Below are 23922 nucleotides of genomic sequence, written 5' to 3' on the forward strand. Positions count from 1 at the left end.
ATTATGTAAACTAGAGAGGCTGATAGCCTCTCTTTTTCTTTTTTGCTGCACAAGACGGACTTGGCTAGGATAGAATAATTGACAGGCGACGCATTTTACATGGTATAGTTTTACGTATAGCAAAATGAACGGGGGAGCAGAATGGATAATCGAACGTTTAGAGATGCAATGGGGAAATTTGCAACAGGCATTACAATTGTTACAACCGAGGTCGCAGGAAAGGTAAAAGGGATGACAGTGAACGCTTTTATGTCAGTATCACTGGAACCGAAACTAATTGCCGTATCAATCGATAAAAAGGCGTCCTTATATGATATTTTGCAAACTAATCCTTCATTCGGTGTAAGTGTTTTAAAAGATGAACAAAAAGATGTCAGCATGGTATTCGCCAAGCAGAAAGAGCAGGAGAATCCTGTTCCGATCACAAAGCTGCAAGAAGTTCCAGTTGTTGAGGGTGCTCTTGTTAATCTAGCTTGTAAAGTAGTCGATAAGGTGATAGCCGGTGACCATGTTATCCTGATTGGAGAAGTGGAAGACTTGGTGTTGCGTGATGGTGATCCTGTGTTGTATTTTGGAGGCAGTTACCGAGAAATCAAAGCGACATAAGGAAAGGGAGCAGGGCCTATGGAGCAGACGACGATCCTTGTAGTGGAAGATGAAAAGAAGATGGCAAGGCTGCTTCAGCTTGAGCTGGAGCATGAAGGCTTTACTGTTGATGTAAAGTATGACGGTTTGGATGCATTGGAAGCATTTTATGCGAATTCCTACCAACTCATCTTACTTGACGTGATGCTGCCGTCATTGAGCGGCATGGAACTGCTTCGGCGAATTCGTAAGCAAGATGCGCATGTACCGGTCATGCTGCTGACTGCAAGAGATGCCGTGCCTGATAAGGTAAGTGGTTTTGATCTAGGTGCGACAGACTATATGACGAAGCCATTCGAAATTGAAGAGTTATTGGCGCGCATACGTGCACACCTTCGCCATACTGTTACAGCTGCTGCAGTACAAGATACTGTACTGCAGGTTGGTGATTTAACGCTCGACGAAAAGACAAGGACTGTCATCCGCGGTAAAATGGAAATAGAGTTGACACCGCGAGAATACGATTTGCTATTGTTCCTCATGAAGCATGAAAAGCAGGTTTTGACACGTGATCAGCTGCTGGAGAGAGTCTGGGGTTTCCAATATGCCGGAGACACGAATGTAGTCGATGTGTATATCCGCTATTTGCGGAAAAAAATCGATACAGGTGAAAGACGCAAGCTAATCAAGACAGTCAGAGGTGTCGGATATACAATCAAGGATGAAGAAAAGTGAAGCTGCGGACAAGGATCCAACTCTACATAATTGTTACACTGGTGATCCTGTTGCTGATCGTAAATATGTCCATTTACTTCCTGTTCAGGCAAGTGAGTTTGCATAATAGTGTTGATCGATTGCATGAACAAGGGCGTGCCTTGGCAGAAACTGCTGCCACCGTCGACTGGAAAGATACGTCACGCACTAGCTTGTTTCAAGCTGATTTGCCAACTGAAGGGCTGGTACGTTTTATTGGCTCCGACGGACAAAGTGAGGGTGTGATCACGAGAGCGGAGAAGTATCGGGAGCTTCCATTCACGTTCACATCACAGGAACAGGATCAAACATATTATCACAATGGCAGCTGGTATGCAGAAGTATCGATTCCTGTTATCCGGGATAATGGCATTTATTCGATGCAAGTTGCAGAGGAACTTGTCAGTCTACAGCAAACGCTGCAAGTGCTTAAATATTGTCTAACAATAGCTGGACTGATCATTTTGATTCCGTCCATATTAGGTGGCAGATTGCTGGGCAGCTTCCTGCTCCGGCCGATTCTGGCTTTGACTTCGACCATGCAGGCCATACGCAAGAGCGGAAAGTGGAAACGTATGGAAACTGAAAACAGAAGTCATGATGAATTGCACGCGCTAAGCGAAACGTTTAATGAAATGGTTGACCAGCTGGAAGAAAACTTTACGAAGCAGCAGCAATTCGTATCTGATGCTTCACATGAATTGAAGACACCAATCAGCATCATCAAGAGCTACAGTAAACTGTTGGATCGTTGGGGTGCTGATGACCCTGCCGTACAGCAGGAATCGGTACAAGCAATCCATAGTGAGACGGAACGGATGCAGGCTTTAGTCGATCAGTTGCTGATTTTGGCAAAAGATGATCCAGAATTGCTGCAAAAAGAATCAGTTGATCTTGGCAGTATAGCAGAAACGTGTGCAGCAGCAATGGAAACAGCTTACCAAAGGGAAATCACTGTCCGGACTGAGCGTGGATTAATGGTTATGGCAGATAGCAATATGCTGAAGCAGGTTGTCTATATTTTGCTAAGCAATAGTATCAAATACAGTGACGAGCTAATTGAGATTACTGTAAAAGCTGAACGGAATGAAGCTATCCTGAGTGTCACCGATTATGGGGAAGGTCTTGATGATAAAGATCAGCGGCGTATTTTTGATCGATTCTACCGTGTAGATAAAGCGCGCACTCGGGAGAAAGGTGGCAGCGGCCTTGGTCTGGCCATTGCCAAGCAGCTGGTAGAACTGCATGATGGGGAGATCGAAGTGGCTAGCTCGTTAGGTGATGGATCTACGTTTACTGTACGGCTGCCAATTTAAGTTCTCATGAAATTCTAATGAAGTACTTACCATTCTTTTAATGGAGAAGATATATACTGGCTATAGATAATAGCTGGAGGCGATAGATGTGAAAAAAAGGTGGATTATACCTGCTGCAGTTGTTGTGCTTGTTGTTGCTGTTTTTGGTATTTATCAGATGCAGGCATCAGCCGGGGAACCGGAGATGACAATCGATCAGGCGCGTCAGCAGGCGGAAAAGCAATATAATGCAAGCGTAACAGAAATAGAATTGGATCGCAGTGGAAGCGAACCGAGATATGATATCGATTTGGAAAATGGAGAGAAGCTTTATGATTTGACGCTGAACGGAAATACCGGGGAAGTAATCAGTTTGAAAGAAAGCAGCAGACAAATAACTTCACCGAATACAGACAGTACGGATCATAGTCAAGCATCTGGTGATGACCAGCAGCAGGGTGAAAACGAACAATCTGCCGATGATCAACAGCAATCAGATAAAAAGCAGACAGCTCCTTCACAGAAACAGGCTTCACAGGCTGAAGTGAAAATCACGATGGACGAAGCAATCAAAATTGCGACAGACGAAGTAGGCGGCAGCGTAACAGATGCGGAGTTTGATGAAGAAGATGGACTCCCAGTTTATGAGCTTGAGCTTAAAACAGCTGACGATGAAGCTGAAGTTGTCATCAATGCACAATCAGGAGAAATTGTAACCATCACATATGATAGTGAAGACGATTGAAGCAGCGGACAGCTGCTTCTTTTTGTTGTCTTTTTTATGTATTAGTTAAAAGGGGTTCTTGTAAAAACGAAGGGAGGTTTTGGAAAAAAGTGGAGACAGGCCGTTTGACCTGTCTGCCTTATTAGAGAAAAACAATAAAATTAGTAGCTGCTGCCGCCTCCGTAACCCTTGCCAGATGCACCGACAATGATCAAAAGGATGAACAATACAACGATTAACGCAAAGCCTGATCCATGTCCCATAAAAACACCTCTCTTTGTTCAAGGATGATATATTTTATGTTTGTCTACTGTTACTGCTTGGGTATTATTCTGAGGTTTATAGAATTGGAATAACCCATTTTCAAAAGAGACACCCGTTACTGTTTCGCTATTCTATGTATTAATTGGTGAATACCTATAACATTATTCGTGCTATGTACATATCATTTAGGGACACCATTTAACTTGTGTGTTAACGCTAAGCTTCAGCTATCCAGGGCTAATTCAAATAAAAAGGTTGGCTTAATCAGCTGCTTTTTTATTTGAATAGTTCCTCCGAATCCTATAGCTCAGATGGGTTAATAACCATACAAGGGTTAAGAGCTATTCATATACTACACATATAATATATGGAGGTGTTTTCATGAGCAACGGAGGATCCAGTTACGGCGCAGGTTTTGCGCTTATCGTTGTTTTGTTTATTTTGCTTATTATCGTTGGAGCAGCATGGTGCTAATGAAATAAGTAAATGAGACTGCTAATCTATGCAGTCTCATTTTTATGTATGTTATTAAAGTAATCCCTGAGTTAGTAATTGAACCTAAAATTAGCCATTACCCTATCCATGTATGTAAAATGAAGTATAACTTATAGGGTTGGGAGGAATGTCATTTGGAATGGCTTTTACTCGATTTATTAGAGTTTGATGATGTCTTCAGCGGTTCAGATTACGCACCAAATCGATATGGTGAAGTCTAAATGCGATGGTTCGAGGGTTTACTTTTACTTGTCATACTACTAACTGGATGCAGTATTCAGGAGCCTATGTCAGATGAATGCCAGCAAAAAATGACTGGGTATTTGGATATTACGGAAGATAACCAATATATCATTCCCAAGACTGAACAAACACCTTACATACTAAAAGAAGCTGCAGTACCTGACGCCATAAAAAATGGAGAGGAAATTACAGTTACATATACGAGTATTCTTGAATCATATCCTCCTCAACTTACAGTGTGTGAGATTGAGCCGCTATAAGCATATCATTTCCCTCACCGCTGCATCGTATTGGATAATAGAAGAATACTATGCAGAAAAGAAGGGTCCGCTATGAAACAGATACATTCCAATGTTCTTACTTACCGTGGATCACATTATGATTTCGGCGTCATGCAAGGAGAACGCTTAAAAGATACACCGTTATATGCATATCAGCAAAAACAAAAAGAGCGGAACCGTCGCCGTTTTACGGTTGATTCAGCAGACGCTTTCCGCATGTTCCGGAGCTATCATCCGGGCATTTATGAAGAGCTGACAGGACTCAGTGATGCATTGGGCCTTTCCATTGAGGAGACATTAATGGATTACAGCGGCTTTCAGCAAGAATGGATCAATTCCGGCTGTTCAATTGTCGCCGGGAATGACTTTCTTGCGCGGAATTATGATTACCATCCGAAAACATATGAAGGACGTTTTCTTTTATATCAGCCATCTGAACAAGAGTATTTTGCTACAATCGGTCCTACTCAGCGAATTCTCGGACGTATAGATGGCATGAATGAAAAAGGTCTGACCATTGGCTATAACTTTGTGCACCAAAGATTCCCAGAAGAAGGCTTCATTTGTAATATGCTTTCACGTATCATTCTGGAAACGTGTTCGACGACAGAAGAAGCAGTCGATAAACTGACAGAAATGCCGCATCGCCACTCCTTCAACTATGTGATAAATGATGCAGCTGGCGTCCGTCGAGTGGTAGAAGGCAGTCCGCGCGGTACCGCAGTAAGAGAAGCTAGCTTTAGTACGAACCACTTTGACGTACTGACAAAAGAGAATCGCCATCATCTTGTCGACAGTAAACGGCGATTTGATAACATTCAGAAGCATTACAAAGAGAATATTGATGCGGCTGAGGGTTTTCGTCTCTTGAACGATCCAAGTTATGATGTTTTCTCAGATCAGTATCGCAATTGGGGAGGAACAATCCATACCTCTGTTTACAAACCAAAGGAATTGAAAATGACATTTGCTATCGGTAATCAGCAGCCGACCGAAGTCGATTTCGGCAGCTGGATCAAGTGTGGAGAACTGTCATTCAGCCAGTTCACAGGTGCTTTGGACACTGATGTCCGTATTCCTTATATGGGAGAATAAGAAGAAAACCGCATTTACAATGGTAAGTGCGGTTTTCCTGTTTTATAATAAAAAATATGAATGCGCATACATAAGAGGAGGGATCATCTATGCGAAGAACAGCGGAAACAACGGAATTGTTCAGTTTGTCAGCATTATATCAATATTTCGAAACAGAAAACGCATCACAATATAGTAAAAAAGCGCTTGATTTAGTGGATAAAGCCGAGAACGGAACTGCCTTTATCTGCTTCACAGGGCATTTCTCTGCCGGGAAAAGCTCGCTTATTAATGCGCTGCTTGGTGACCAAGTGCTTCCAGCCAGCCCTATTCCGACGAGTGCTAATATCGTTACCATTCAGTACGGTCAGCCGAAAGTGGTCGCTTATGGAGCGGATGAAACGAAATATGAACTTCCAATACCGTACCGAAAGGAAACATTGGATATATATTGTCGGAATAAAGATATTCGCAGAATCGAAATACAAGATGAACAGACAGTACTCCCAGACAAAATCGCTTTGATGGATACACCAGGTATCGATGCAAGTGATGATGCAGACCGTCTGATGACAGAGTCGGCACTGCATCTCGTAGACAGTATGTTTTATGTAACGGATTATAATCATGTACAGTCGGAAGTGAACTTGTTGTTTTTACAGCAGCTATCGGAACAGAAACAGCCATTTTATCTGCTTGTCAATCAAATTGACAAGCATCGCGAAGAAGAACTCTCATGGACCGATTTTCAAACTGGGGTCACGAACGTATTTGAACAGTGGAATATCACACCTGAAGCTGTATACTATACGACATTGAAAGAACAAGACCACGAGCATAATCAGCTATATGCTGTAAAAGAAAAGATGCAAAAGCTGCTTGCAGATAAAGAACAGTTACATAAAGCAGGATTGGAGCGAGGGAAACAGCGCCTGATTGCTAATTATCTGCAGGATGTGAGACAAGATTTAGCGGAAAAAGAAGCAGCATTGTTGGAGCAGCGTCATCAATTGGATCATACTGCTGAGGATGCAGCCAGCAATTGGCGAGAGAAACAAAAAACTGCAGAAGAAGACGGACGCGAGACTATTCAGCAGACTTTAAAAAACGCAAATCTGATGCCTTTTGAAGTGCGTGAAGTAGCAGAAGTTTATTTAGAATCCACTTTTCCAGACTTTAAAGTAGGTTTGTTTGGAAATAAACGAAAGACAGCAGAAGAGCGGGAACAGCGCCGAGCTAAGACAGAGGAGCTGATTTATCAGCAAATCGAGAAGCAGTTGGTCTGGCGGATTCGCGATAAGCTGAGCGACTGGGCTAGGAAGCATGAGATGTATACGGAATCCGTACAAGTGCTGCTGCAGGATTTTGCGGTAGTGCTGCCAGCTGATTTACTTGAGCAGCATGTTCAACCAGGGGCGAGTAAGAATGGCACCTATACATTGGTCTACACAGCTGCTGTCGAGGATCATATCAAGCTGGCTTACAAAAAAGCTGCCCTCCAAGTTGTAGAAGCAGCAATCCTTACGACTCAAACTGCCTTCCAGCAAGCGGAACAGCTAGAAAAACTGGAAAAAAGAAAAGCAGCTGAAAATGAACAAGTCGATAATGAAATCAACCAGTTACAGCAGTCTTATGAAAGAATCGCAAATCAAATTCACCAGACAGATCTGAATATGGATACAGAAACTATCGAACGGGCGAGGCAAGCATTGACGAATAGATATAAGCTGAAAGATAGCATAGATCTATTAGAACCTGTACCAAATAGTAAAACGGCCGTGCTGGAAGCAGAGCCGATTGTACAACTTGATTCACCTACAAAGCTAACTGCAGAAGATATGGCTCATCAGCTGGAATCGGCGGCATCTGCCCTGGGCGGCGTGGAAGGGTTTCAATCAGCAATAGAAGACATCAAGAATAGAAAAGAAAAACTTATACATCAAGATTACACATTAGTGCTTTTTGGTGCTTTCAGTGCTGGTAAATCTTCATTCGCCAATGCATTGCTTGGTGAAAGCCTGCTCCCGGTGTCGCCGAATCCAACGACCGCATCGATCAATATGCTGAAGCAGGCAACGAGTCAGCATCCTCATCAGACTGTGCTAGTCAAATGGAAATCTCGGCAGCATATCGAGGCTGACATTGAAAGCTTGAGCGGAAAGCAGCTTACCCTGCAGGATTTCTTATCTGAAAACCCGGCGGATCTTGTAAAGGATAAAAGACATCAAGCGTTTCTGCAGGCGGTCCAAACTGGGTACAATGTCGTACACGCTAATCTTGGTACAGAAGGGACTATTCCGTTCGGGGATTTTAGCGATTATGTAACGAAGGAAACGATAAGCTGCTTTATCGAACAGATAACCGTTTATTTGGATAATGAGTTCCTTAAGCAAGGCGTTACACTAATAGACACTCCAGGAGCCGATTCAGTCAATGCCCGTCATACGGATGTGACATTCCAATTTATGAAGCATGCTGATGCGATCCTTTTCGTGACTTATTATAACCACGCTTTTTCGAAGGCGGATGAACAAGTACTCCAGCAGCTGGGCAAGGTAAAAGGAGCTTTAGAGAAAGACAATATGTTCTTCGTCGTAAATGCGAGTGATTTAGCAAAGGATGAAGAAGAAGTCAATTATGTTACCTCCTATGTAGCAGACAATCTGGCTAACTTCCAAATCAGACAGCCGCGCCTTTTTGCTTTGAGCAGTTTACTTGGCTTGCAGGAGAAACAGACTTCCCTGAACCTGAATTCAGGGCTCAACAAGCTGGAGGAAGAATTGTATGGCTTCATCCGCAACGAGCTGACAGAAGTCATTATTCAAGGCGCCAGGCAGGAATTGAAAAGGCAATATGGACAGCTGCAAACGTATAGCAATGCAATGGATTTAGATGAAAATGCGAAATTGCGGAAAGTCCGTCAGTATAAGCAGGAACAGGATGAAATCTTGGCCAAAGCACGGACATATACACAGCCTGTTTTTCAACAAGCTATTGTTCAGCGTATTGAAAAACAGCTGCATTATGTTAAAGAAAGACAGATGCTTGAAGCAAATGATCTGTTTAAACAATGCTTTAATCCAGCACTAATCAAAAGCAGCGGAGCAGCAGGTAAAGAGGAAGTAGCACGGCAAATACTTGAATTCGCTAGTCAAATCCAAATTCAGTTAGAACAGGAATACCGAGCAGTCACTATTCGTGTCGACAGAACAGTACGAGAGCAGATGGAGCGATGGAGGAGCGGGTTAGAACAAGCCGTCCAAACGGTAAACGAGGCGTTATCCTTGGCAGCACCTGCAGATCAGAAACTGCCAGAGACTGCGCCGCCAGAAACATCGTTCCGTTTTGAACAAGGCGAAATTACTCGACTGCTAAAAATGTATCGCGGTCCAAAAGCCTTTTTCCAAGAAAACGGAAAAGAAAAGTTGAAAGAGGAACTTTTAAAGCTGATGGAACCGATTCTTGCTGAAATACTGCAAGTGTATACATCAGCTATGGAGAGCCATTACGAAGAAATTTGGCAATCGGAGAAGGCAGGCCTTCAGAAAAATGCAGCTGGACAGCTAGAAAGTTATTACACCGGTATGCTACGGGCTTTGACAGATACGTCTTCCCGTCAGAAACTTCAGCAAGCGGTAAAAACTTTCGCTGCCCTTTTACCGGAAAAAGTTTGACTGATGCTAATCCAGGATACTGTATAACCAAAAGGCAATAGTCCAGGAGGTTAGCAGTTATGGAGCAAACAAAAAAGCTATTTTCACAGAAACCATCATCATACTGGCGTAATTCAACGGAAATGCCGACCTATCCAGCTTTAGAAAAAGATTTGGATACGGATGTATTAGTCATCGGTGCAGGAATCGCTGGTATAACGACAGCATACGAACTGACTAAGCGCGGCAGAAGCGTTGTTCTTATCGAAGGTCGTGAGTTGATCTCTGGTACAACCGGATACACGACAAGCAAGCTGACCGCACAGCACGATATCATTTATCATGGCTTGATTGAACGCTATGGAGAGGAAACAGCAAAACAATACTTCCGCGCAAATCTGCAGGCGATCAATTATGTGAAAGATACAGCAGCCGAGCATGGAATCGATTGTGAATTTGAGGAGCAGGAGGCGTATGTTTACACGCAGTTAGACGAAGGTGTGGAAACAATTGAAAAAGAGGTAGAGGCCTACCGCAAGCTACAAATTGATGGTTATCTGGCAGATACAATGCCGTTGGAAATCCCTATCAAAGCAGCTGCTGTAATGCGTCAGCAAGCCCAGTTCCATCCGGTGAAATACTTGATAGGCTTATTGAAGGAAATCGAGCTTCGAGGCGGAAGCATTTACGAACAGACGTTAGCTGTCTCATTCGATACGGAATCTCGTCCTGTCGTCCATACAGAGAATGGTCATACCATTACAGCGAATCATGTTGTAAGTGCAACCCATTTCCCTGTTCAGGTGGAGAATCAATATTTCTCTTCGAATATGAACCCAAAGAATTCTTACGGTATCGCCATAAAGTCCAAGAAACCGTACCCTGACGGCATGTACATCAGTCTAGAGTCGCCAAAACGATCTATCCGTAGCTTGAAAAAAGGTGACGATCATTACGTGCTCGTCGGAGGAGAGTCCCATGTGACCGGCGATGGTTCTTCTGTCTTAGATCGATACGAACGAATCTATCAATTTGCTGAAGAACAATTCGGGGTGGAGGAACTTTATGAACATTGGTCCAGCCATGATCTGCTCACAACCGATCAGCTGCCTTTCATTGGAAAAGCAAGTGACGATGCTCCCGGTATCTATACAGCAACCGGCTTCGGTAAATGGGGCTTGTCCAATGGTGTAGCCGCAGCTACCTTACTCGCCGATCTTATAGATGGTAAAGACAATGAATTTGCCGAACTATATAAGATTGGCCGGGAGATGGAAGAAGCAGAAGCCGTCAGTATCGGGGAGGACGATGTGAATCGTATCAGCAATGAAACAGTTGTAAAACCAGATAATCTGCCAAATGGAAAAGGTGCTATCCTCGAGAAAGACGGTCAGACAATGGCTTACTATCGGGATGAAAAAGGGGAGCTGCACGAAATGAGTGCTTCCTGCACACATAACGGCTGTCCTGTTTCTTGGAATAACGCGGATCACACATGGGATTGTTCCTGTCATGGATCTCGATTTACAGCTGTTGGTGAAGTTGTAGAGGGTCCTGCGTTACGGGCATTGGATAGAGAATAGGTGGAGATAAGCTGCTAGGGGTTCCCCCGGCGGCTTTTTCTACTTAATGTTTGTGCTGAAAAGTCCGATCTTAAAGGAAACAAGTGGTACAATGCAGAAGATACAATAATACTGTTACTGGATTTCCTGAAGGTTCCGTCATGTGGAATGCCATGTTTACGGTCGAACAGAGCTAGCTTTTGAAATGAAAGAATAATTAAAGTGAGGTAATAAATAATGGAGAAGGTTACACCTTTCTTAATGTTCCAAGATGGCAAAGCTGAAGAAGCAATGAATTACTACATATCACTCATAGAGGATTCAGAAATTAAAAGTATTACTCGATATGGAGCGAACGAACCTGGAGATGAAGGAACTGTAATGCTGGCTGCATTCTCCTTAAAGGGTCAAGAATTTATGTGCATTGACAGTAATGTGACACATCAGTTTTCCTTTACACCTTCTTTCTCCATCTACGTTACTTGTGACACGGAAAAGGAACTCGATGAACTTTATCAGAAACTGAACGAGGATGGACTTGAACGTATGCCGCTGGACAATTATGGATTCAGTAAGAAATTTGGCTGGACGGATGATAAGTTCGGAGTTTCATGGCAGTTGAATCTTCCATAAGATTAAACAATCTGTGTACTTATATAAGACAGGCCGTGGAGATGAAGGTAGCAAAAGCCTCAGAGATATAGTCACTGGATAGAGTATTAAGTGAAACTGATGAGCTGCTGGGTACTCCCGGCAGCTTCTTTCTGATGTGAAACCTTGTGAAACAGGACTCGTATATAGTGTTATAGAAGTGAGGTGGGTTAGATGGTATTTTGTTCGAAAATAGATGCCTTTTTCGTTAATTTCATGATGATTGCAATTCTTTTACTGGGTTTAGCGTCATTTTGGCCACTCTTCTTTTTTAACAAAATAGACTTGTTTCCGTTTCTTTTATTAACATGTACATTTTTAATTCCTGCAGGAGTAATTTTGTGGTCAGCATTTTCAATCAAGTATGTTTACTCTCAAGACTTCTTATTAGTACAAGGAGGACCATACAAAAGTCGTATTTTGTACGAAGATATTACAGAGATTACTTCTTCAAATAATATTTTCTCAGGCTATAGAATATTGTCATCGAGGGACGCGATTGAGATTTATTCCAAACAGGCATTTTGGGGCAGTGTAATGATTTCACCAATGTGTAAAAGAGAATTTATTAATGAGTTAAAAAAGCGGTGTCCGAATATGAAAATTCGAGAAAAATGCTAGTTTTTACTTTAAACTTTTAACAATCAAGGCAAGCGAATTTTATAATTTATCCTTTTGAAAAGCGTCCATTCCCTTAATGATTTCTTTCGGTTCAATAGTGCTAATCACTACTGTTTGATATTTTAAAGTCAACTCTATCCCTTGTTTCCCGCCCATTATGTAACCCGTTTCTCCTTTGAAATTCACACGATAACCCCAGCCGCCAAAACGCGTTAATGGACTGTAGTTGATAGATCTATAATGTTTGATGTCCTTATACAAAAACTTCTTATAATGTAAATGGAACGGCATAAAGCGAATGTAAAGACCATCCTCATGCACTTCGACAATCAGCTTTGTCCATTTAAGCATGATAAAAGGAAAAGCAATTCCGAAGATAATCCAAAATATAATTAAAACAGCATTTGAAGCAGGTTTATTACCAATAGGAACTCCTAAGACGACTTGCTGAATGAAGCCGTACCACATCAATGCAGCAATAGATATTACTATCAGCCAGAGCAAAGGCTGCTTAGGTTTTTGGACTTCTTTGTAGATTACATTGTTTGCTACTATCTTAATCACTCCTTAGCGAAACTTGAATAAACGAAAGTGTGCTGTTCAATAATCAACCCACTGATTGTAAAAAAAATTATTCATTGATTAAGTCAATTAACTTTTTGACAGCATCATCTTCTCCAGGATTAACATAAACAAGCTCTGTATTATTGATAATGTTTTCAAGTTCTTCTCTCATTTTCCCTTCATCTAAGCCTTCTGGAGGGGAAGGTGCACCACCATACCAACGTCCTGGCAAAGGAACGTTGTACACATTAATCGAACCATCTCCATTACTGCTATATGTTACAGATCCATCGACTATGCGAGAACCGCTTAGCTGAACAACATCTTCAGGGTAGCTGACAATAGGGAAATAATCTGGCTCTAGTGTTGTGCCAGCTGGAATTTTCCTTACATACAATCCGTCAATCTGCTGGTTTGGACCGAGCTGGAGCCACACTCGTGCGTATTCAATTTCCTCAACAGAATAACTAGCCAATAGATCATTTTCTTCATTTTCGTATGTATCAGTTGTATCTTTATCAGTTGTTGTTTCCTCAGAAGTATTAGGTTCTTCAGTTTCGGGCGCATCTGGAGTTATTTCTTCTGAATTATTAGATGCAGACGCAGATACTTCTCTCTTGGACTCCGATTCATCGTCAGTTTTATCTACTTGATCATTTTCATTAGCTTCTTCATCTTGCTGATCAGATGCTGATGCAGTAGAAGTATCTGAAGAATCTTCTTTTGATTCTTCGTTGGTACTGTTGGTGCAGCCAATAAGCACTAGAACTAACAAAAGCAGTACAGTGTACAAATACGGAAGCTTGCTAGGCTTCATCATATAATCATTCCTTTCTTTGTCATTTATATTGTAACGTCAATCAGAGGAAATAAGGAAGTTAAATGGAATATTATGGTCAATTAAATATACCCACTGATTTGTAGAGGCAAATACCTTACTTGGAAAAACCCTAAAACAAAGAGTTTTAGGGTTTTTCTTTTAGCCATTTTTCTGATTGAATAAATAATTTTAATAAATTAGTTAAGAGTATTTTAGGAAAAATGTAAATAATAGAACTACTTATAAAAGAGTTATCATGCATTGTTATATATGTAATAATAGATGCTAATATTTAGCGTTAAGTTAGCTTATAAAACAGATTAAATGTTAATCAGGTATTTATAATAAAAATTTTAACAATTTGTAATGGGCGGGGGTTTTTCTCTGCTTTTATTATAAGAAGATTAAAATTGAACAAAGCTAAGTAAATTACACTGTTGCCATTGTGGTTCTGCAGAGTTGGAGGTTAAGGAATTGTCTATTGTTATTGGGATTTTAGGAATACTTGTTTTAATTGCTGTTGCTTGGGCTATGTCAAACGACAAAAAGAATATCAATTATAGAGCTGTCGGTGTCATGCTAGTTGTCCAGCTTATTTTAGGCTGGTTCTTGTTGAATACTTCCATTGGCAGAACGATCATCAAGAAAATTGTAGATGTATTTACCAAAGTACTGTCATTTGGTCATGAAGGAATTGCATTCATATTGGGTGACTTATCCGAAAAGGGTTATTTCTTCATTGACGTTCTTCTGATGATTATTTTTGTATCTGCATTATTATCCATTTTAACTTATACCAAAATACTTTCATTCGCAATCAAGTATATAGGTGGTTTCGTTTCCAAAATAACAGGGCTTCCGAAGATTGAATCATTCGTTGCCGTAAATTCCATGATTTTTGGTAACACAACGGCAATTCTATCTGTAAAGTCGCAAATTCACAAGCTTAGCCCGAACCGTTTATTTATTGTCGCAAGTTCATCACTAGTAGCTGTATCTTGTTCGACTCTTGGAGCGTATTTGCAGCTGATTCCTGCTGAATATGTCCTAGTGGCACTGCCATTGAACGTTTTCTCAGGTCTGATTTTATCTTCCATTGTAGCTCCGGTAACAAGTGAAGAAGATCTCGAAATTGATGTGAAAGAAATGAATAATGAAAAATCATTCTTTGAAGCTATCGGTAATGGCACTATTTTAGGCGGTAAAACTGCTCTTATCGTAGGAGCAATGCTACTTACGTATATGGCTTTACTTGCAATGGTTAACTTCATTTTGGATGGCATTGTGGGGATGACATTCCAGGAGCTAATAGGTTATGTATTTGCACCGGTAGCATTTATCATGGGAATCCCAACATCTGAAATTCTGAATGCAGGGTCCATCATGGGAACGAAAGTAGCTGCTAACGAATTTGTAGCAATCACTGATTTTGTCAAAATACTACCTGACATGTCCACGAAAACTGTAGGTATTGTGTCAGCTTACTTGATTTCATTCGCAAACTTCTCATCCATTGGAATGATCTTAGGAACTGTACAAGCAATAGATCAAAAACAGGCAAGCCTGCTGGCTAAAGTCGGCTTCAAGGTTCTGCTGGTTGCTACAATGGGATCTATCTTGACTGGTACGATTGTGGGGCTATTCCTCTAACGGCGCCTTTGTTTTTCACAAAGTCTCTTAAAGAGATAAAGAAGACTGTACACTAAGTGGGTGTACAGTCTTCTTTAATTTGATTTCCTCGTTTACGTAATCTTCTCCAATCACAACCACGGCAGCATATGACTATTTCCTGTTCTATTGAACGTCTATCAGCTTGATAATTCTGCTTGAATTGCCTTAAGAAACAAATCGGAAGCTGCAGAGAAAACCTGATGCTTTTTCCAAACAATTTTTAAACCGGACTCAAGTCTAGGCTCAAGAGGCTTAAAACAGAGATTGCTATCTTCTGACGTGTTCACTATCTTATCCAGAGTGATTGCGTAACCGATGCCTTCTTCCACCATAATGCTGGCATTGTACGCCAGATTATATGTAGTAACGACATTTAACTTATCCAGATTTTCACCGAACCAATCTGCAAATTCATTCTTTGAATAAGTCTGATTCATGGCCTGTTTTGAACAGATTAGCGGTAGATGTATTAAATCTGCTGCATGAATGGTAGCTTGCTCTGCCAGTGGACTGTCTTTTCTCATCACAACTCCCCAAAGATCTTTGGCAGGAATGTTCAGATAGTTATATTTTGACAGATTAGCGGGCTCAATCAGAATACCGAAATCAAGCATTCCTTTGTTTAGCCGATCCGTCACATCTTCTTCATTTCCACTGTGTATGTGATACCGGACATTAGGGTAACTTACCTGCAATTTTTTTAGTATCCGTGCAATTTGCCTCATGGCGTCTGTTTCTCCGCCGCCGATATAAACATCTCCACTTACTGTTTCTTTCATCGAATGAAATTCAGTCTTTAACTTATCAGCCATATAGACAATTTCTTCAGCTCTCTTTTTCAGGAGAATTCCTTCATTAGTGAGGGAGATACTGTGGCTGCTTCGGATAAATAGTTTCTTTCCTAAATCCAGTTCTAAATCTTTTAGTTGCCGGGATAAGGTTGGCTGTGTAACATGCAGAAAATTAGCAGCCTTAGTAATGCTTCCTTCTCGTGCCACTGTAAGGAAATAACGCAGTACTCTTAATTCCATATCTGATGCCTCCTTATGAAGTCTAGTATATATAAATAGAAATGCTTAGCAAGCATATCAAGAAATGAGATATAAGTATTTGTTATAAATATGAGTCCTATCTAAAATATGTATGAGAGGTTAAACGGCATTAGGAGGGATGATTTATTTGATAAACATTCAAGACAAAGTCGTTGTAATCATGGGCGCATAAAGTGGAATAGGAGAAGCAACAACCAGGAAGCTGGCAGAAGAAGGGGCAAAATTAGTGATTGCTGCTCGGCGTGAAGAACGCTTGGAAGCTATTGCGAATGCATTGCCAAGCGCAGATATTTCTATTGCAGTAGCAGATGTCACGAAAGAAGAAGTAGTACAAGCGGTTATCGACCTGGCAGTTGAGAAACACGGTCGTATTGATGTGCCTATCTAATAACGCTGGAATCATGCCAACAGCATTACTCTCCGAAAAACGCTTTAATGAATGGAGACAGATGATAGACATCAATATCATGGGTGTTTTAAATGGTATCGCTGCCGTGTTACCGATCATGCAGAAAAAACAATCCGGACAGATTGTTACGACTGACTCTGTAGCTGGTCACGTGGTATTCCAGCAAGGTACTATTTATTGCGGAACGAAGTTTGTTGTTCGCGCCATAATGGAAGGGTTGCGGCAAGAGGAACGTGAAAGTAATATTCGCAGCACGCTTATTTCTCCAGGAACAGTAGACACAGAGCTTCACACAACGATAAATGACCCGGAGAGAAGGGCATGGGTAGTGAATCTTCAGCGCACTGACGGATTAAAAGCAAGTGATGTAGCTGATGCAGTTGCTTATGCAATAGGCACACCTGAATCGGCAGCAGTAAATGAGGTAATCATTCGCCCAACTAAGCAAGTCGGCTAAAAAGCATAAACTGGGTTTTGAATTTAAGAAATTGCCCTAACCTTAGTAGCATTTTTTTATTTAGCGCAAGATTGCGTGTCAAAGGAGCTATGAATAAATGGAATATAAAAAGCAAAATAATTATTTTAGAACCGCTCTGCTGTTAGCTGTATTTTCAGCACTAGGACCATTCACTGTAGATATGTATCTTTCCTCGCTGCCGGAAATGATGAATGACTTTAATACAACGGCTTCGTTAATTCAAGCGAGCCTAACGGCCAGTTTGTTAGGTTTAGGTTTGGGACAGCTTGTTGCAGGCCCTCTAAGTGATGTTCATGGCAGGCGTAAGCCTTTGCTAATATCAATGCTTCTCTACTTTTTAGTTTCTATAGCATGTGCATTCGCGCCAAACATCGGAATGTTTATTGTTTTGCGCTTCTTTCAAGGATTTGTTGCTTCCGCAGGACTCGTTATATCTCGTGCGATTGTTCGTGATTGTTACAGTGGAGTAGAAATGGTCAAATTCATGGCACTTCTGACGATGATTAGCAATGTAGCTCCATTAATTTCTCCTACTGCAGGAAGTGCGGTGACTACGTTCACTTCATGGATTGGAGTGTTTATTTTTCTAGGGATTTTAGGGCTCATTCTAACAGGCATAGCCACATGGGGAATAAAAGAAAGCCTGCATGCTGAGCAGCGTGTTCCAAGCAATTTCAAGGAACTATTAAGAAACTACAGTTCTTTGATTCGAGATCGGAGCTTTATGGGCTATGCGCTTGTCAATGGCATATTGTTCTCCGGTGTGTTCGCCTATGTTTCCGGGACTCCATTTATATATCAGAATATGTATGATATTTCGCCTCAACTGTTTTCAGTACTTTTTGCCTTAAATGGACTTGGAATTATTTTGGGATCACAGCTAGTGAAATGGCTTTCAGAAAAGATGGATGAACATCGTATATTTCGAATCGGACTGCTGATAGCTTTCATCACTACTGCGCTCATCTTGATTATCGTGCTAATTCACGGATCATTCATTACTTTGTTCCTGGCAATCTTCTTATTTGCAGTAGCCATTGGAATAATTGCACCGGTTTCCTTTACTTTGGCCATGGAGTCACAAGGGCACATTGCAGGAAGTGCGGCCGCAGTATTAGGTAGTCTCCAATTTGCATTAGGAGCCATCACTTCTCCTTTAGTAGGTATTGCTGGAGAAGATTCTGCTGTACCCTTCGGAATAACAATTTTTATGACTAGTATACTTGCGGTTATCTTCTACATCACATTGGTGAGAAGGTCATCTGCAATTTCACGAAATATGTAACTTTAGTTACCTCAATTCCGCATTTATAGAGAGCAATGCTAAGGTCTTTTAATTAGATCATTATCATTAGGGGCCGCTATGATAACCCAATGAGGTTTTTCGCACCTGCTGAACAAAAATAGAGAAGAGGCAAGGTCTTTGTAGAAACCTTGCCTCTTCTCTGTTTTGGGCTGTTATTTTTTCAATTCAACCGTTTCATTAATATCTGTCGATTTTGCACTTTGCCCAGTCATACGTTTATACATAAAGGCAATTTTCTTCGTGAAATTACCGGTATCCCAATATTCAGCTGCTTCCGCTTGTATCTTTATCAAGACAACATCAGGACTATCATACGAAGTTTGCATGATTTTCTCATATGCTTTGCTCCACAATTCCTTTTTCTTCTCTAAATCCGAAACGATTTCCGCGCTTCCACGAATGGAAACATAGGATTTACCTGCATAAGCCACATTAACATCTTGCTCATGTAGAATCTCTTCATATTTATCAGTCTCTTTTTTAGTGAAAAACCACAAGTCACCATCAAACTCTACTTCTTGTGTTTTCATAGGGCGAGATACAAGTCCTTCTTCCGTAACGGTAGTCAGCATCGCAGTGTCTATGTCTTTGATTAACTCTCTTACCGTTTCCATTTCTTCTTGTTTCAACATTTCCACCACCTAAGTAATAGTTTATAGAGGTATATTACCCTTACCATCAATTTTTATGCGTTAATAAGGGTCTATTAAACTAAAAGCAAACTCGGGTTAAAACTGATTAACTGAGGTAAGAATTCTAATAGTTTGGTTGTACTTTATACTAGCTATATATAGTCTATATACGTGTATCTACAGAAAAAGATGGACAAGTTTCCTCCCATACGACCTGTAGTAGGAGGGAGCACCTAATAATCCGTTAGTATCTAAAGTCGTGTAAAAAACAAACAAAAACGACCCTCGTCAGGGCCGTTTTCTCAGTTTTTCAGCAGATCATTTGCTTCTAGGAAATCCTTGGCTACACGTTCTACACTTTTTTGTTCAATATCCACTTGATAGTTCAATTCCCGTAAGGAATCGTCGGTCAATGCTTTCTGTAGCGGCTCAAGTATTTCAGTTAATTCTGGATGCTCATCTAACGTGTCTTGATTGATAGAGGCAGCCAGGTTGTAGGACGGGAAAAATTCCTGATCATCTTCAAGAATTTTTAATCCGAGTGATTTGATTTGCGGATCGGTGGAAAACCCTTCGGACACATCGATTTCGTCATTATTCAGCGCGGAATAGTAAAGACCAATCTCCATTTCCCGGATGTTTGAATCAGGAACATGGAAGCCGTAATGCTCCTCTAAACCTGGCATCCCATCCTGACGATTAGCGAATTCGGTTTCCATCCCAAAGCTAAGTTCATCTGGGTTATCCTCCACGTAAGAAGCTAAATCGCTGATTGTATCAATACCCAGCTCATCTGCTCTTTCTTGTTTCATAGCGAGCACATAGACATTATTGGCATCGGTCAAATTTGTCCATGCTACACCGTTTTCTTTATCAAGCTTCTGGATGGTTTCCATAGCTTCGATCTTATCGACTACTGGATCCACACCTAAATAGGATACCAGTGCTGTACCTACATATTCCCATGTCATATCGACTTGCTGCGTTTCAATTGCTTGACGCATCGCGGATGAACCGAGATTCTGAATTTCTTCTACGTTATAACCGTTATCCTCCAATATGAAGGTTGTCATTTTGGCTAGAAGCAGCTGCTCTGTAAAGGTCTTGGCTCCGACTGTGATATTTTTCCCGCCGGGACTGCACGAGCTTAACACTAGTAATATAGATGTTAATAAAACAAATAGAGATAATCGTTTTTTCATAACCTCTGGTATCCTTTCTTTATGCGTTTTGTGCTTTCCTGGCTAGACGAAGCCCTTTTGGCACCAAAGCAAACTGCAGCCATTTGAACAAGTAATCAATCAGGATGGCCAACAAGGTGACAGGGACGGCGCCAGACATCAGAAAGGCGTTATCAAATAGACGGATACCGGTGAATATCCATACACCTAGACCGCCAGCACCGACAAGGTAGGCGAGGGCAGCGGTCCCGATATTGATGACCAATGCTGTTCGAACACCTGCAATGATCGACGTGAGTGCATTCGGCAGCTCGATTTTCCAGAGGATTTGAGCATTTGTGAGTCCCATTCCTTTGGCTGCATCGATCATGTTGTCATCAACGGAATCGATGCCTGCAATCGTATTCTGCAGAATTGGAAGCAGGGAATAGACGAATAAGGCAACTACTGCTGCGCTGATTCCGATACCTAGGAAGCCCATAGCCAGTGCAAGCACAGCTAAGCTCGGAATCGTCTGACCGAGATTCGCTATTCCGACAATCAGCCATTCCGATTTACGGAATTTAGGCCTAGTAACGAAAATGCCGAGTGGTACAGCAATCAGCACAGCAGCAGCTCCTGAAAGCAGCACGATTGTAATATGCTCACCGAGTAAGCGCAGGAAAGTATCCGGCTGTTCCCAAATCGTACTGAACATATTATTGGAGAATGCCCAAATAAAGAATGCAACGAGCAATGCCCAGAAGATAAGCTTGATAAACAGGGCGATCGTTTTGTTTTTTCGTTCCATGATTACTGCCCCCTTAGACGCTCTCCTTGATTTCGCGGTGCAGGAACTGCTCAATCAAGTCCAAAGTAATACTTCCTTTGCGCGTGCCATTGTCGTTCTCTACAATCAGCTGGTCCGCTTCCTGGTTTAAAATCTTTGAGATTGCCACTCGCAAGGAGAGGTTTTCGTTTATATTTTGAGAATCAGGAGATTCAAGAACAGGCTTCAGTGTCAGCGCGTTTGCAAGGTCTTTTACTGTATACAGACTCATGCTCTTCAGCACGCGGTCCTGACCGACGAATTCAGCAACAAAGCTGTTGGCTGGTTTGTTCAGCATTCTGGCAGGCTCTGCGTATTGCATCATTTTCCCGCCTTTTAAAAGTGCGATTTTATCGGCCATCTTGACCGCTTCGTCAATGTCATGGCTGACAAAAAGAATGGTTTTCTTTAGCTCTTTTTGGATTTGCAGGAATTCTTCCTGGAGATGAGTGCGGATGATTGGATCCAATGCACCGAATGGTTCATCCATCAACATCACTGGCGGATCGGCAGCCAATGCGCGGGCAACACCTACACGCTGCTGCTGACCACCGGAAAGCTCATGCGGATATCGTTTTCGATATTCATCTGGATTTAACCCTACAAGTTCCATCAAAGTATTAAAACGGTCGCGCATTTTTTTACGGTCCCAGCCTAGAAGATTTGGTACAATCATGGCATTATCCTCAATATTCATATTCGGGAACAAGCCATTAGATTGAATAACATAACCGATGTTTCGGCGCATCTCAATTTTGTTGGAATGGCGGACGCTCTTGCCGTTGAGCATGATATCACCGTCTGTGATGCTTTCGAGTTGATTTACCATACGAAGCAAAGTCGTCTTTCCACAGCCGGAAGGGCCTAGCATGATGACCAGTTCACCTTTTTCGACGGTGAAATTCATATCCTCGATCGCTTTTACATTGCCGTTGTATATCTTTGTGACATCGTTGAAATGTATCATATAGTCTCCCTTATTATTTTTTTACACCCTTTGGCGTAAATAGATTTTCAATCAAGCGCAGGAATAAATCAGCAATCAATGCCAATATAGCGACAGCAATTGCACCTGCGAGGATCATTGTGTTATTAGTACGCAAAATTCCTTGATAGATGATGCCGCCAAGGCCTCCTGCGCCGATTAGCGTTGCAATGGCGCCGACACCGATATTGAGTACAGTAGCGGTGCGGATTCCAGCCATGATCAAAGGCATGGCATTCGGCAGCTCCACTTTATAAAGACGTTGAAAAGTTGTGAGACCAATTCCATTTGCTGCATCACGTATGTCGGGATCTACATTGCTGATGGCCGTGTATGTATTTCGGATGATCGGCAGCTGTGAGTAGAGTACAAGTGCGATAACAGCTGGTAACGTACCTATTCCTTCGTTGATAAGCGAAAGTACGGGAATCATGATTCCAAATAAAGCGAGGCTTGGAATAGTCATCATGATGGAAGCAATCTGTAGAATAGTTGAGGCGGCGAATCTATTGACGGAACAATAGATTCCTAATGGAACACCGATCACGATAGCAATTATGATTGCTAAACCGACAAGCTTTATGTGATCCCATGTGTATCCAAGTATAAATGTGAAATTACTTGCGAAGTATTCTATTAAATTGGTGATGAGAGGGCACCTCCTGTTTTTGTACTGCAAAAGCTCTTGTCAGACTTTTGCTATCATATTTATACCCAGTTTGACTAACATCCTAACATGAAAAAATAACCAATACATAAGAATGAGTTAAGTCTGTGCGCTGATCAATTCTCTTTTAAATGCCAGAAGCGGTTATTTACGTATTGAAAAGGAAAACGATATTATCCAAGCATACCCTTTTGGGAACAGTGGAAGAAAGTGTTGCTTATATGATGGAGCATCAGTGGTTTGATAATCAGAGTTAATGAAGATAGAACAAAAAGGCTGTACAAAGTATTGATGTACAGCCTTTTCTTATAAACTGCTATTCTTCAAATCTTGCTTCGACGATACCATATCATCACTGGAATCAATAAAACGGAAAGAATGCCTCCAACATCGGCTAACATCGGAAAACTAGTACCTGCTACAAACAATCCAGACAAAGATCAATCAAAAAAAATAACTAAATAGTAAAGTCTGTACTTTTCTCACAGTGTACAGTCTTTATTAATTTTGAATCAAAAAAGACAAAAAGATAAAGGGCAATATATTGTTTGGGGTAAAAATCCGTATTCTACGGATGTGTCGGTTTGCAAACAAAGGTAGTTTCAGAGAAGTTAGTCCAATTTGCTATTTTCTGCATATCTTAAGTCGAGATAGCGTTTCTGTCCAGAATAACAGCCACAGGATTGCCTTTGAAAGGTTTCTTTGTAAATACATCTACTTGTTGGAATGAAATTTGTGTTGTTATTAGACTTCTCCTTTCGTTATTTAATTATAAGTGCTAGTTCTCTAAACAAAATACTAAATCTAATTTATAAATAGGTCACACGGTCACACTTATTTTAAATTTTTATATACGATATTTAGATTTCGAAATTTTTGCATGGAACAGCTCAATCTACACTTTTAGGTGTAAAACTCTCTAAATAATTACTGAATTGCTGGAGAAGTCATCATAAAAGTTTTGCATGTTAGTCATACTATTTATAAATGTGCTTGTAACAACAAATTCTTCAAGTTTAATTCTAATACAAGTCGGGTAAAATTTAGTATGTATTGGGTGATTTCTTGAGAAAGCGTTTTTGCATGGTATCAATTAAATTTTGGTGAGACAGATTTATTATAATCATTACAATTGAATAACTTTTATT

23 protein-coding genes and 1 pseudogene are annotated in these 23922 nt (G+C 41.2%); 14 read left to right on the plus strand and 10 right to left on the minus strand.

What is annotated here, in order from left to right; genetic code table 11:
- The first annotated feature begins 141 nt into the window (after positions 1–141).
- The 4 genes from CHH48_RS02600 (at position 142) to CHH48_RS02615 (ending at position 3378) form a co-directional block, all read left to right on the plus strand.
- Positions 142–606: a flavin reductase family protein gene (locus CHH48_RS02600; protein ID WP_095217772.1), complete on the plus strand. Its 465-nt coding sequence runs from the start codon at positions 142–144 to the stop codon at positions 604–606.
- Positions 607–624: 18 nt separating this feature from the next.
- Entirely contained in the window at positions 625–1320 is a 696-nt protein-coding gene (locus CHH48_RS02605; protein ID WP_095217773.1) for a response regulator transcription factor, read from the plus strand.
- The gene (locus tag CHH48_RS02610; RefSeq protein ID WP_095217774.1) at positions 1317–2654 is read left to right on the plus strand and encodes a sensor histidine kinase; all 1338 of its coding nucleotides are present in this window, start codon (positions 1317–1319) and stop codon (positions 2652–2654) included. Before CHH48_RS02605 ends, CHH48_RS02610 begins: the two co-directional genes overlap by 4 nt.
- Before the next feature lie 88 nt (positions 2655–2742).
- A complete protein-coding gene (locus CHH48_RS02615; protein ID WP_095217775.1) occupies positions 2743–3378 on the plus strand; it encodes a PepSY domain-containing protein in 636 nt (211 codons plus the stop codon).
- A 140-nt stretch (positions 3379–3518) separates the two neighbouring features.
- Here CHH48_RS02615 and CHH48_RS02620 read toward each other — a convergent pair whose 3' ends face one another.
- Complete coding sequence (locus CHH48_RS02620; RefSeq protein WP_095217776.1) at positions 3519–3620, minus strand: YjcZ family sporulation protein; 102 nt, start codon at positions 3618–3620, stop codon at positions 3519–3521.
- Between the two features lie 382 nt (positions 3621–4002).
- Here CHH48_RS02620 and CHH48_RS02625 point away from each other — a divergent pair, with 382 nt between their 5' ends.
- From CHH48_RS02625 to CHH48_RS02650, 6 genes are all read left to right on the plus strand, one after another.
- Complete coding sequence (locus CHH48_RS02625) at positions 4003–4095, plus strand: YjcZ family sporulation protein (protein ID WP_095217777.1); 93 nt, start codon at positions 4003–4005, stop codon at positions 4093–4095.
- Between the two features lie 242 nt (positions 4096–4337).
- Positions 4338–4619, plus strand: a complete 282-nt coding sequence (locus CHH48_RS02630; RefSeq protein WP_095217778.1) for a DUF3221 domain-containing protein — start codon at positions 4338–4340, stop codon at positions 4617–4619.
- A gap of 72 nt (positions 4620–4691) precedes the next feature.
- A complete protein-coding gene (locus tag CHH48_RS02635) occupies positions 4692–5735 on the plus strand; it encodes a C45 family autoproteolytic acyltransferase/hydolase (RefSeq protein ID WP_095217779.1) in 1044 nt (347 codons plus the stop codon).
- A gap of 89 nt (positions 5736–5824) precedes the next feature.
- Positions 5825–9388, plus strand: a complete 3564-nt coding sequence (locus tag CHH48_RS02640) for a dynamin family protein (protein ID WP_095217780.1) — start codon at positions 5825–5827, stop codon at positions 9386–9388.
- A 59-nt stretch (positions 9389–9447) separates the two neighbouring features.
- The gene (locus tag CHH48_RS02645; protein ID WP_095217781.1) at positions 9448–10950 is read left to right on the plus strand and encodes an FAD-dependent oxidoreductase; all 1503 of its coding nucleotides are present in this window, start codon (positions 9448–9450) and stop codon (positions 10948–10950) included.
- 216 nt (positions 10951–11166) lie between these two features.
- Positions 11167–11562 carry a VOC family protein gene (locus CHH48_RS02650; protein ID WP_095217782.1) on the plus strand — a complete coding sequence of 132 codons (396 nt, stop codon included), beginning with the start codon at positions 11167–11169 and terminating at the stop codon, positions 11560–11562.
- Between the two features lie 188 nt (positions 11563–11750).
- On the opposite strand, the gene CHH48_RS19720 is transcribed toward CHH48_RS02650, so the two are convergent.
- Positions 11751–11942 (minus strand): hypothetical protein, encoded by a 192-nt coding sequence (locus CHH48_RS19720; RefSeq protein ID WP_245840309.1) that lies wholly within the window; start codon positions 11940–11942, stop codon positions 11751–11753.
- Positions 11943–12000: 58 nt separating this feature from the next.
- On the opposite strand from CHH48_RS19720, the gene CHH48_RS19725 reads away from it, so the two are divergent.
- Complete coding sequence (locus tag CHH48_RS19725; RefSeq protein ID WP_245840303.1) at positions 12001–12201, plus strand: PH domain-containing protein; 201 nt, start codon at positions 12001–12003, stop codon at positions 12199–12201.
- A 39-nt stretch (positions 12202–12240) separates the two neighbouring features.
- Here CHH48_RS19725 and CHH48_RS02660 read toward each other — a convergent pair whose 3' ends face one another.
- Together CHH48_RS02660 and CHH48_RS02665 are read right to left on the minus strand one after the other, a co-directional pair.
- Positions 12241–12756, minus strand: coding sequence for a DUF6141 family protein (locus CHH48_RS02660; RefSeq protein WP_095218078.1), 516 nt, complete (start codon positions 12754–12756; stop codon positions 12241–12243).
- A 76-nt stretch (positions 12757–12832) separates the two neighbouring features.
- Complete coding sequence (locus tag CHH48_RS02665) at positions 12833–13585, minus strand: hypothetical protein (RefSeq protein WP_095217784.1); 753 nt, start codon at positions 13583–13585, stop codon at positions 12833–12835.
- Between the two features lie 474 nt (positions 13586–14059).
- On the opposite strand from CHH48_RS02665, the gene CHH48_RS02670 reads away from it, so the two are divergent.
- Positions 14060–15235 (plus strand): NupC/NupG family nucleoside CNT transporter, encoded by a 1176-nt coding sequence (locus CHH48_RS02670; protein WP_095217785.1) that lies wholly within the window; start codon positions 14060–14062, stop codon positions 15233–15235.
- 158 nt (positions 15236–15393) lie between these two features.
- Here the strand turns inward: CHH48_RS02670 and CHH48_RS02675 are convergent, their stop codons facing one another.
- Positions 15394–16287 carry a LysR family transcriptional regulator gene (locus CHH48_RS02675; protein ID WP_095217786.1) on the minus strand — a complete coding sequence of 298 codons (894 nt, stop codon included), beginning with the start codon at positions 16285–16287 and terminating at the stop codon, positions 15394–15396.
- Positions 16288–16486: 199 nt separating this feature from the next.
- Between CHH48_RS02675 and CHH48_RS02680 the strand changes: the two are divergent.
- A pseudogene (locus CHH48_RS02680) lies at positions 16487–17174 on the plus strand (SDR family oxidoreductase).
- Between the two features lie 97 nt (positions 17175–17271).
- Positions 17272–18480 carry a multidrug effflux MFS transporter gene (locus tag CHH48_RS02685; protein ID WP_095217787.1) on the plus strand — a complete coding sequence of 403 codons (1209 nt, stop codon included), beginning with the start codon at positions 17272–17274 and terminating at the stop codon, positions 18478–18480.
- Between the two features lie 173 nt (positions 18481–18653).
- On the opposite strand, the gene CHH48_RS02690 is transcribed toward CHH48_RS02685, so the two are convergent.
- From CHH48_RS02690 to CHH48_RS02710, 5 genes are all read right to left on the minus strand, one after another.
- Complete coding sequence (locus CHH48_RS02690) at positions 18654–19133, minus strand: pyridoxamine 5'-phosphate oxidase family protein (RefSeq protein ID WP_400660495.1); 480 nt, start codon at positions 19131–19133, stop codon at positions 18654–18656.
- Positions 19134–19435: 302 nt separating this feature from the next.
- The gene (locus CHH48_RS02695) at positions 19436–20335 is read right to left on the minus strand and encodes a glycine betaine ABC transporter substrate-binding protein (protein WP_095217789.1); all 900 of its coding nucleotides are present in this window, start codon (positions 20333–20335) and stop codon (positions 19436–19438) included.
- Between the two features lie 19 nt (positions 20336–20354).
- Positions 20355–21104, minus strand: coding sequence for an ABC transporter permease (locus CHH48_RS02700; RefSeq protein ID WP_095217790.1), 750 nt, complete (start codon positions 21102–21104; stop codon positions 20355–20357).
- Positions 21105–21117: 13 nt separating this feature from the next.
- The gene (locus tag CHH48_RS02705) at positions 21118–22089 is read right to left on the minus strand and encodes an ABC transporter ATP-binding protein (protein ID WP_095217791.1); all 972 of its coding nucleotides are present in this window, start codon (positions 22087–22089) and stop codon (positions 21118–21120) included.
- Between the two features lie 13 nt (positions 22090–22102).
- Complete coding sequence (locus CHH48_RS02710) at positions 22103–22786, minus strand: ABC transporter permease (RefSeq protein WP_281252921.1); 684 nt, start codon at positions 22784–22786, stop codon at positions 22103–22105.
- Positions 22787–23922: the final 1136 nt, after the last annotated feature.

Origin of the sequence: Terribacillus saccharophilus (assembly GCF_002272075.1) — a bacterium.
Lineage (GTDB): Bacteria > Bacillota > Bacilli > Bacillales > Amphibacillaceae > Terribacillus > Terribacillus saccharophilus_A.

Coding starts and splice junctions, on each gene's coding strand:
- CHH48_RS02600 (WP_095217772.1), top strand. CDS start 142: ATGGATAATCGAACGTTTAGAGATGCAATGGGGAAATTTGCAACAGGC.
- CHH48_RS02605 (WP_095217773.1), top strand. CDS start 625: ATGGAGCAGACGACGATCCTTGTAGTGGAAGATGAAAAGAAGATGGCA.
- CHH48_RS02620 (WP_095217776.1), bottom strand. CDS start 3,620: ATGGGACATGGATCAGGCTTTGCGTTAATCGTTGTATTGTTCATCCTT.
- CHH48_RS02625 (WP_095217777.1), top strand. CDS start 4,003: ATGAGCAACGGAGGATCCAGTTACGGCGCAGGTTTTGCGCTTATCGTT.
- CHH48_RS02630 (WP_095217778.1), top strand. CDS start 4,338: ATGCGATGGTTCGAGGGTTTACTTTTACTTGTCATACTACTAACTGGA.
- CHH48_RS02635 (WP_095217779.1), top strand. CDS start 4,692: ATGAAACAGATACATTCCAATGTTCTTACTTACCGTGGATCACATTAT.
- CHH48_RS02640 (WP_095217780.1), top strand. CDS start 5,825: ATGCGAAGAACAGCGGAAACAACGGAATTGTTCAGTTTGTCAGCATTA.
- CHH48_RS02645 (WP_095217781.1), top strand. CDS start 9,448: ATGGAGCAAACAAAAAAGCTATTTTCACAGAAACCATCATCATACTGG.
- CHH48_RS02650 (WP_095217782.1), top strand. CDS start 11,167: ATGGAGAAGGTTACACCTTTCTTAATGTTCCAAGATGGCAAAGCTGAA.
- CHH48_RS02665 (WP_095217784.1), bottom strand. CDS start 13,585: ATGATGAAGCCTAGCAAGCTTCCGTATTTGTACACTGTACTGCTTTTG.
- CHH48_RS02675 (WP_095217786.1), bottom strand. CDS start 16,287: ATGGAATTAAGAGTACTGCGTTATTTCCTTACAGTGGCACGAGAAGGA.
- CHH48_RS02685 (WP_095217787.1), top strand. CDS start 17,272: ATGGAATATAAAAAGCAAAATAATTATTTTAGAACCGCTCTGCTGTTA.
- CHH48_RS02690 (WP_400660495.1), bottom strand. CDS start 19,133: ATGTTGAAACAAGAAGAAATGGAAACGGTAAGAGAGTTAATCAAAGAC.
- CHH48_RS02695 (WP_095217789.1), bottom strand. CDS start 20,335: ATGAAAAAACGATTATCTCTATTTGTTTTATTAACATCTATATTACTA.
- CHH48_RS02700 (WP_095217790.1), bottom strand. CDS start 21,104: ATGGAACGAAAAAACAAAACGATCGCCCTGTTTATCAAGCTTATCTTC.
- CHH48_RS02705 (WP_095217791.1), bottom strand. CDS start 22,089: ATGATACATTTCAACGATGTCACAAAGATATACAACGGCAATGTAAAA.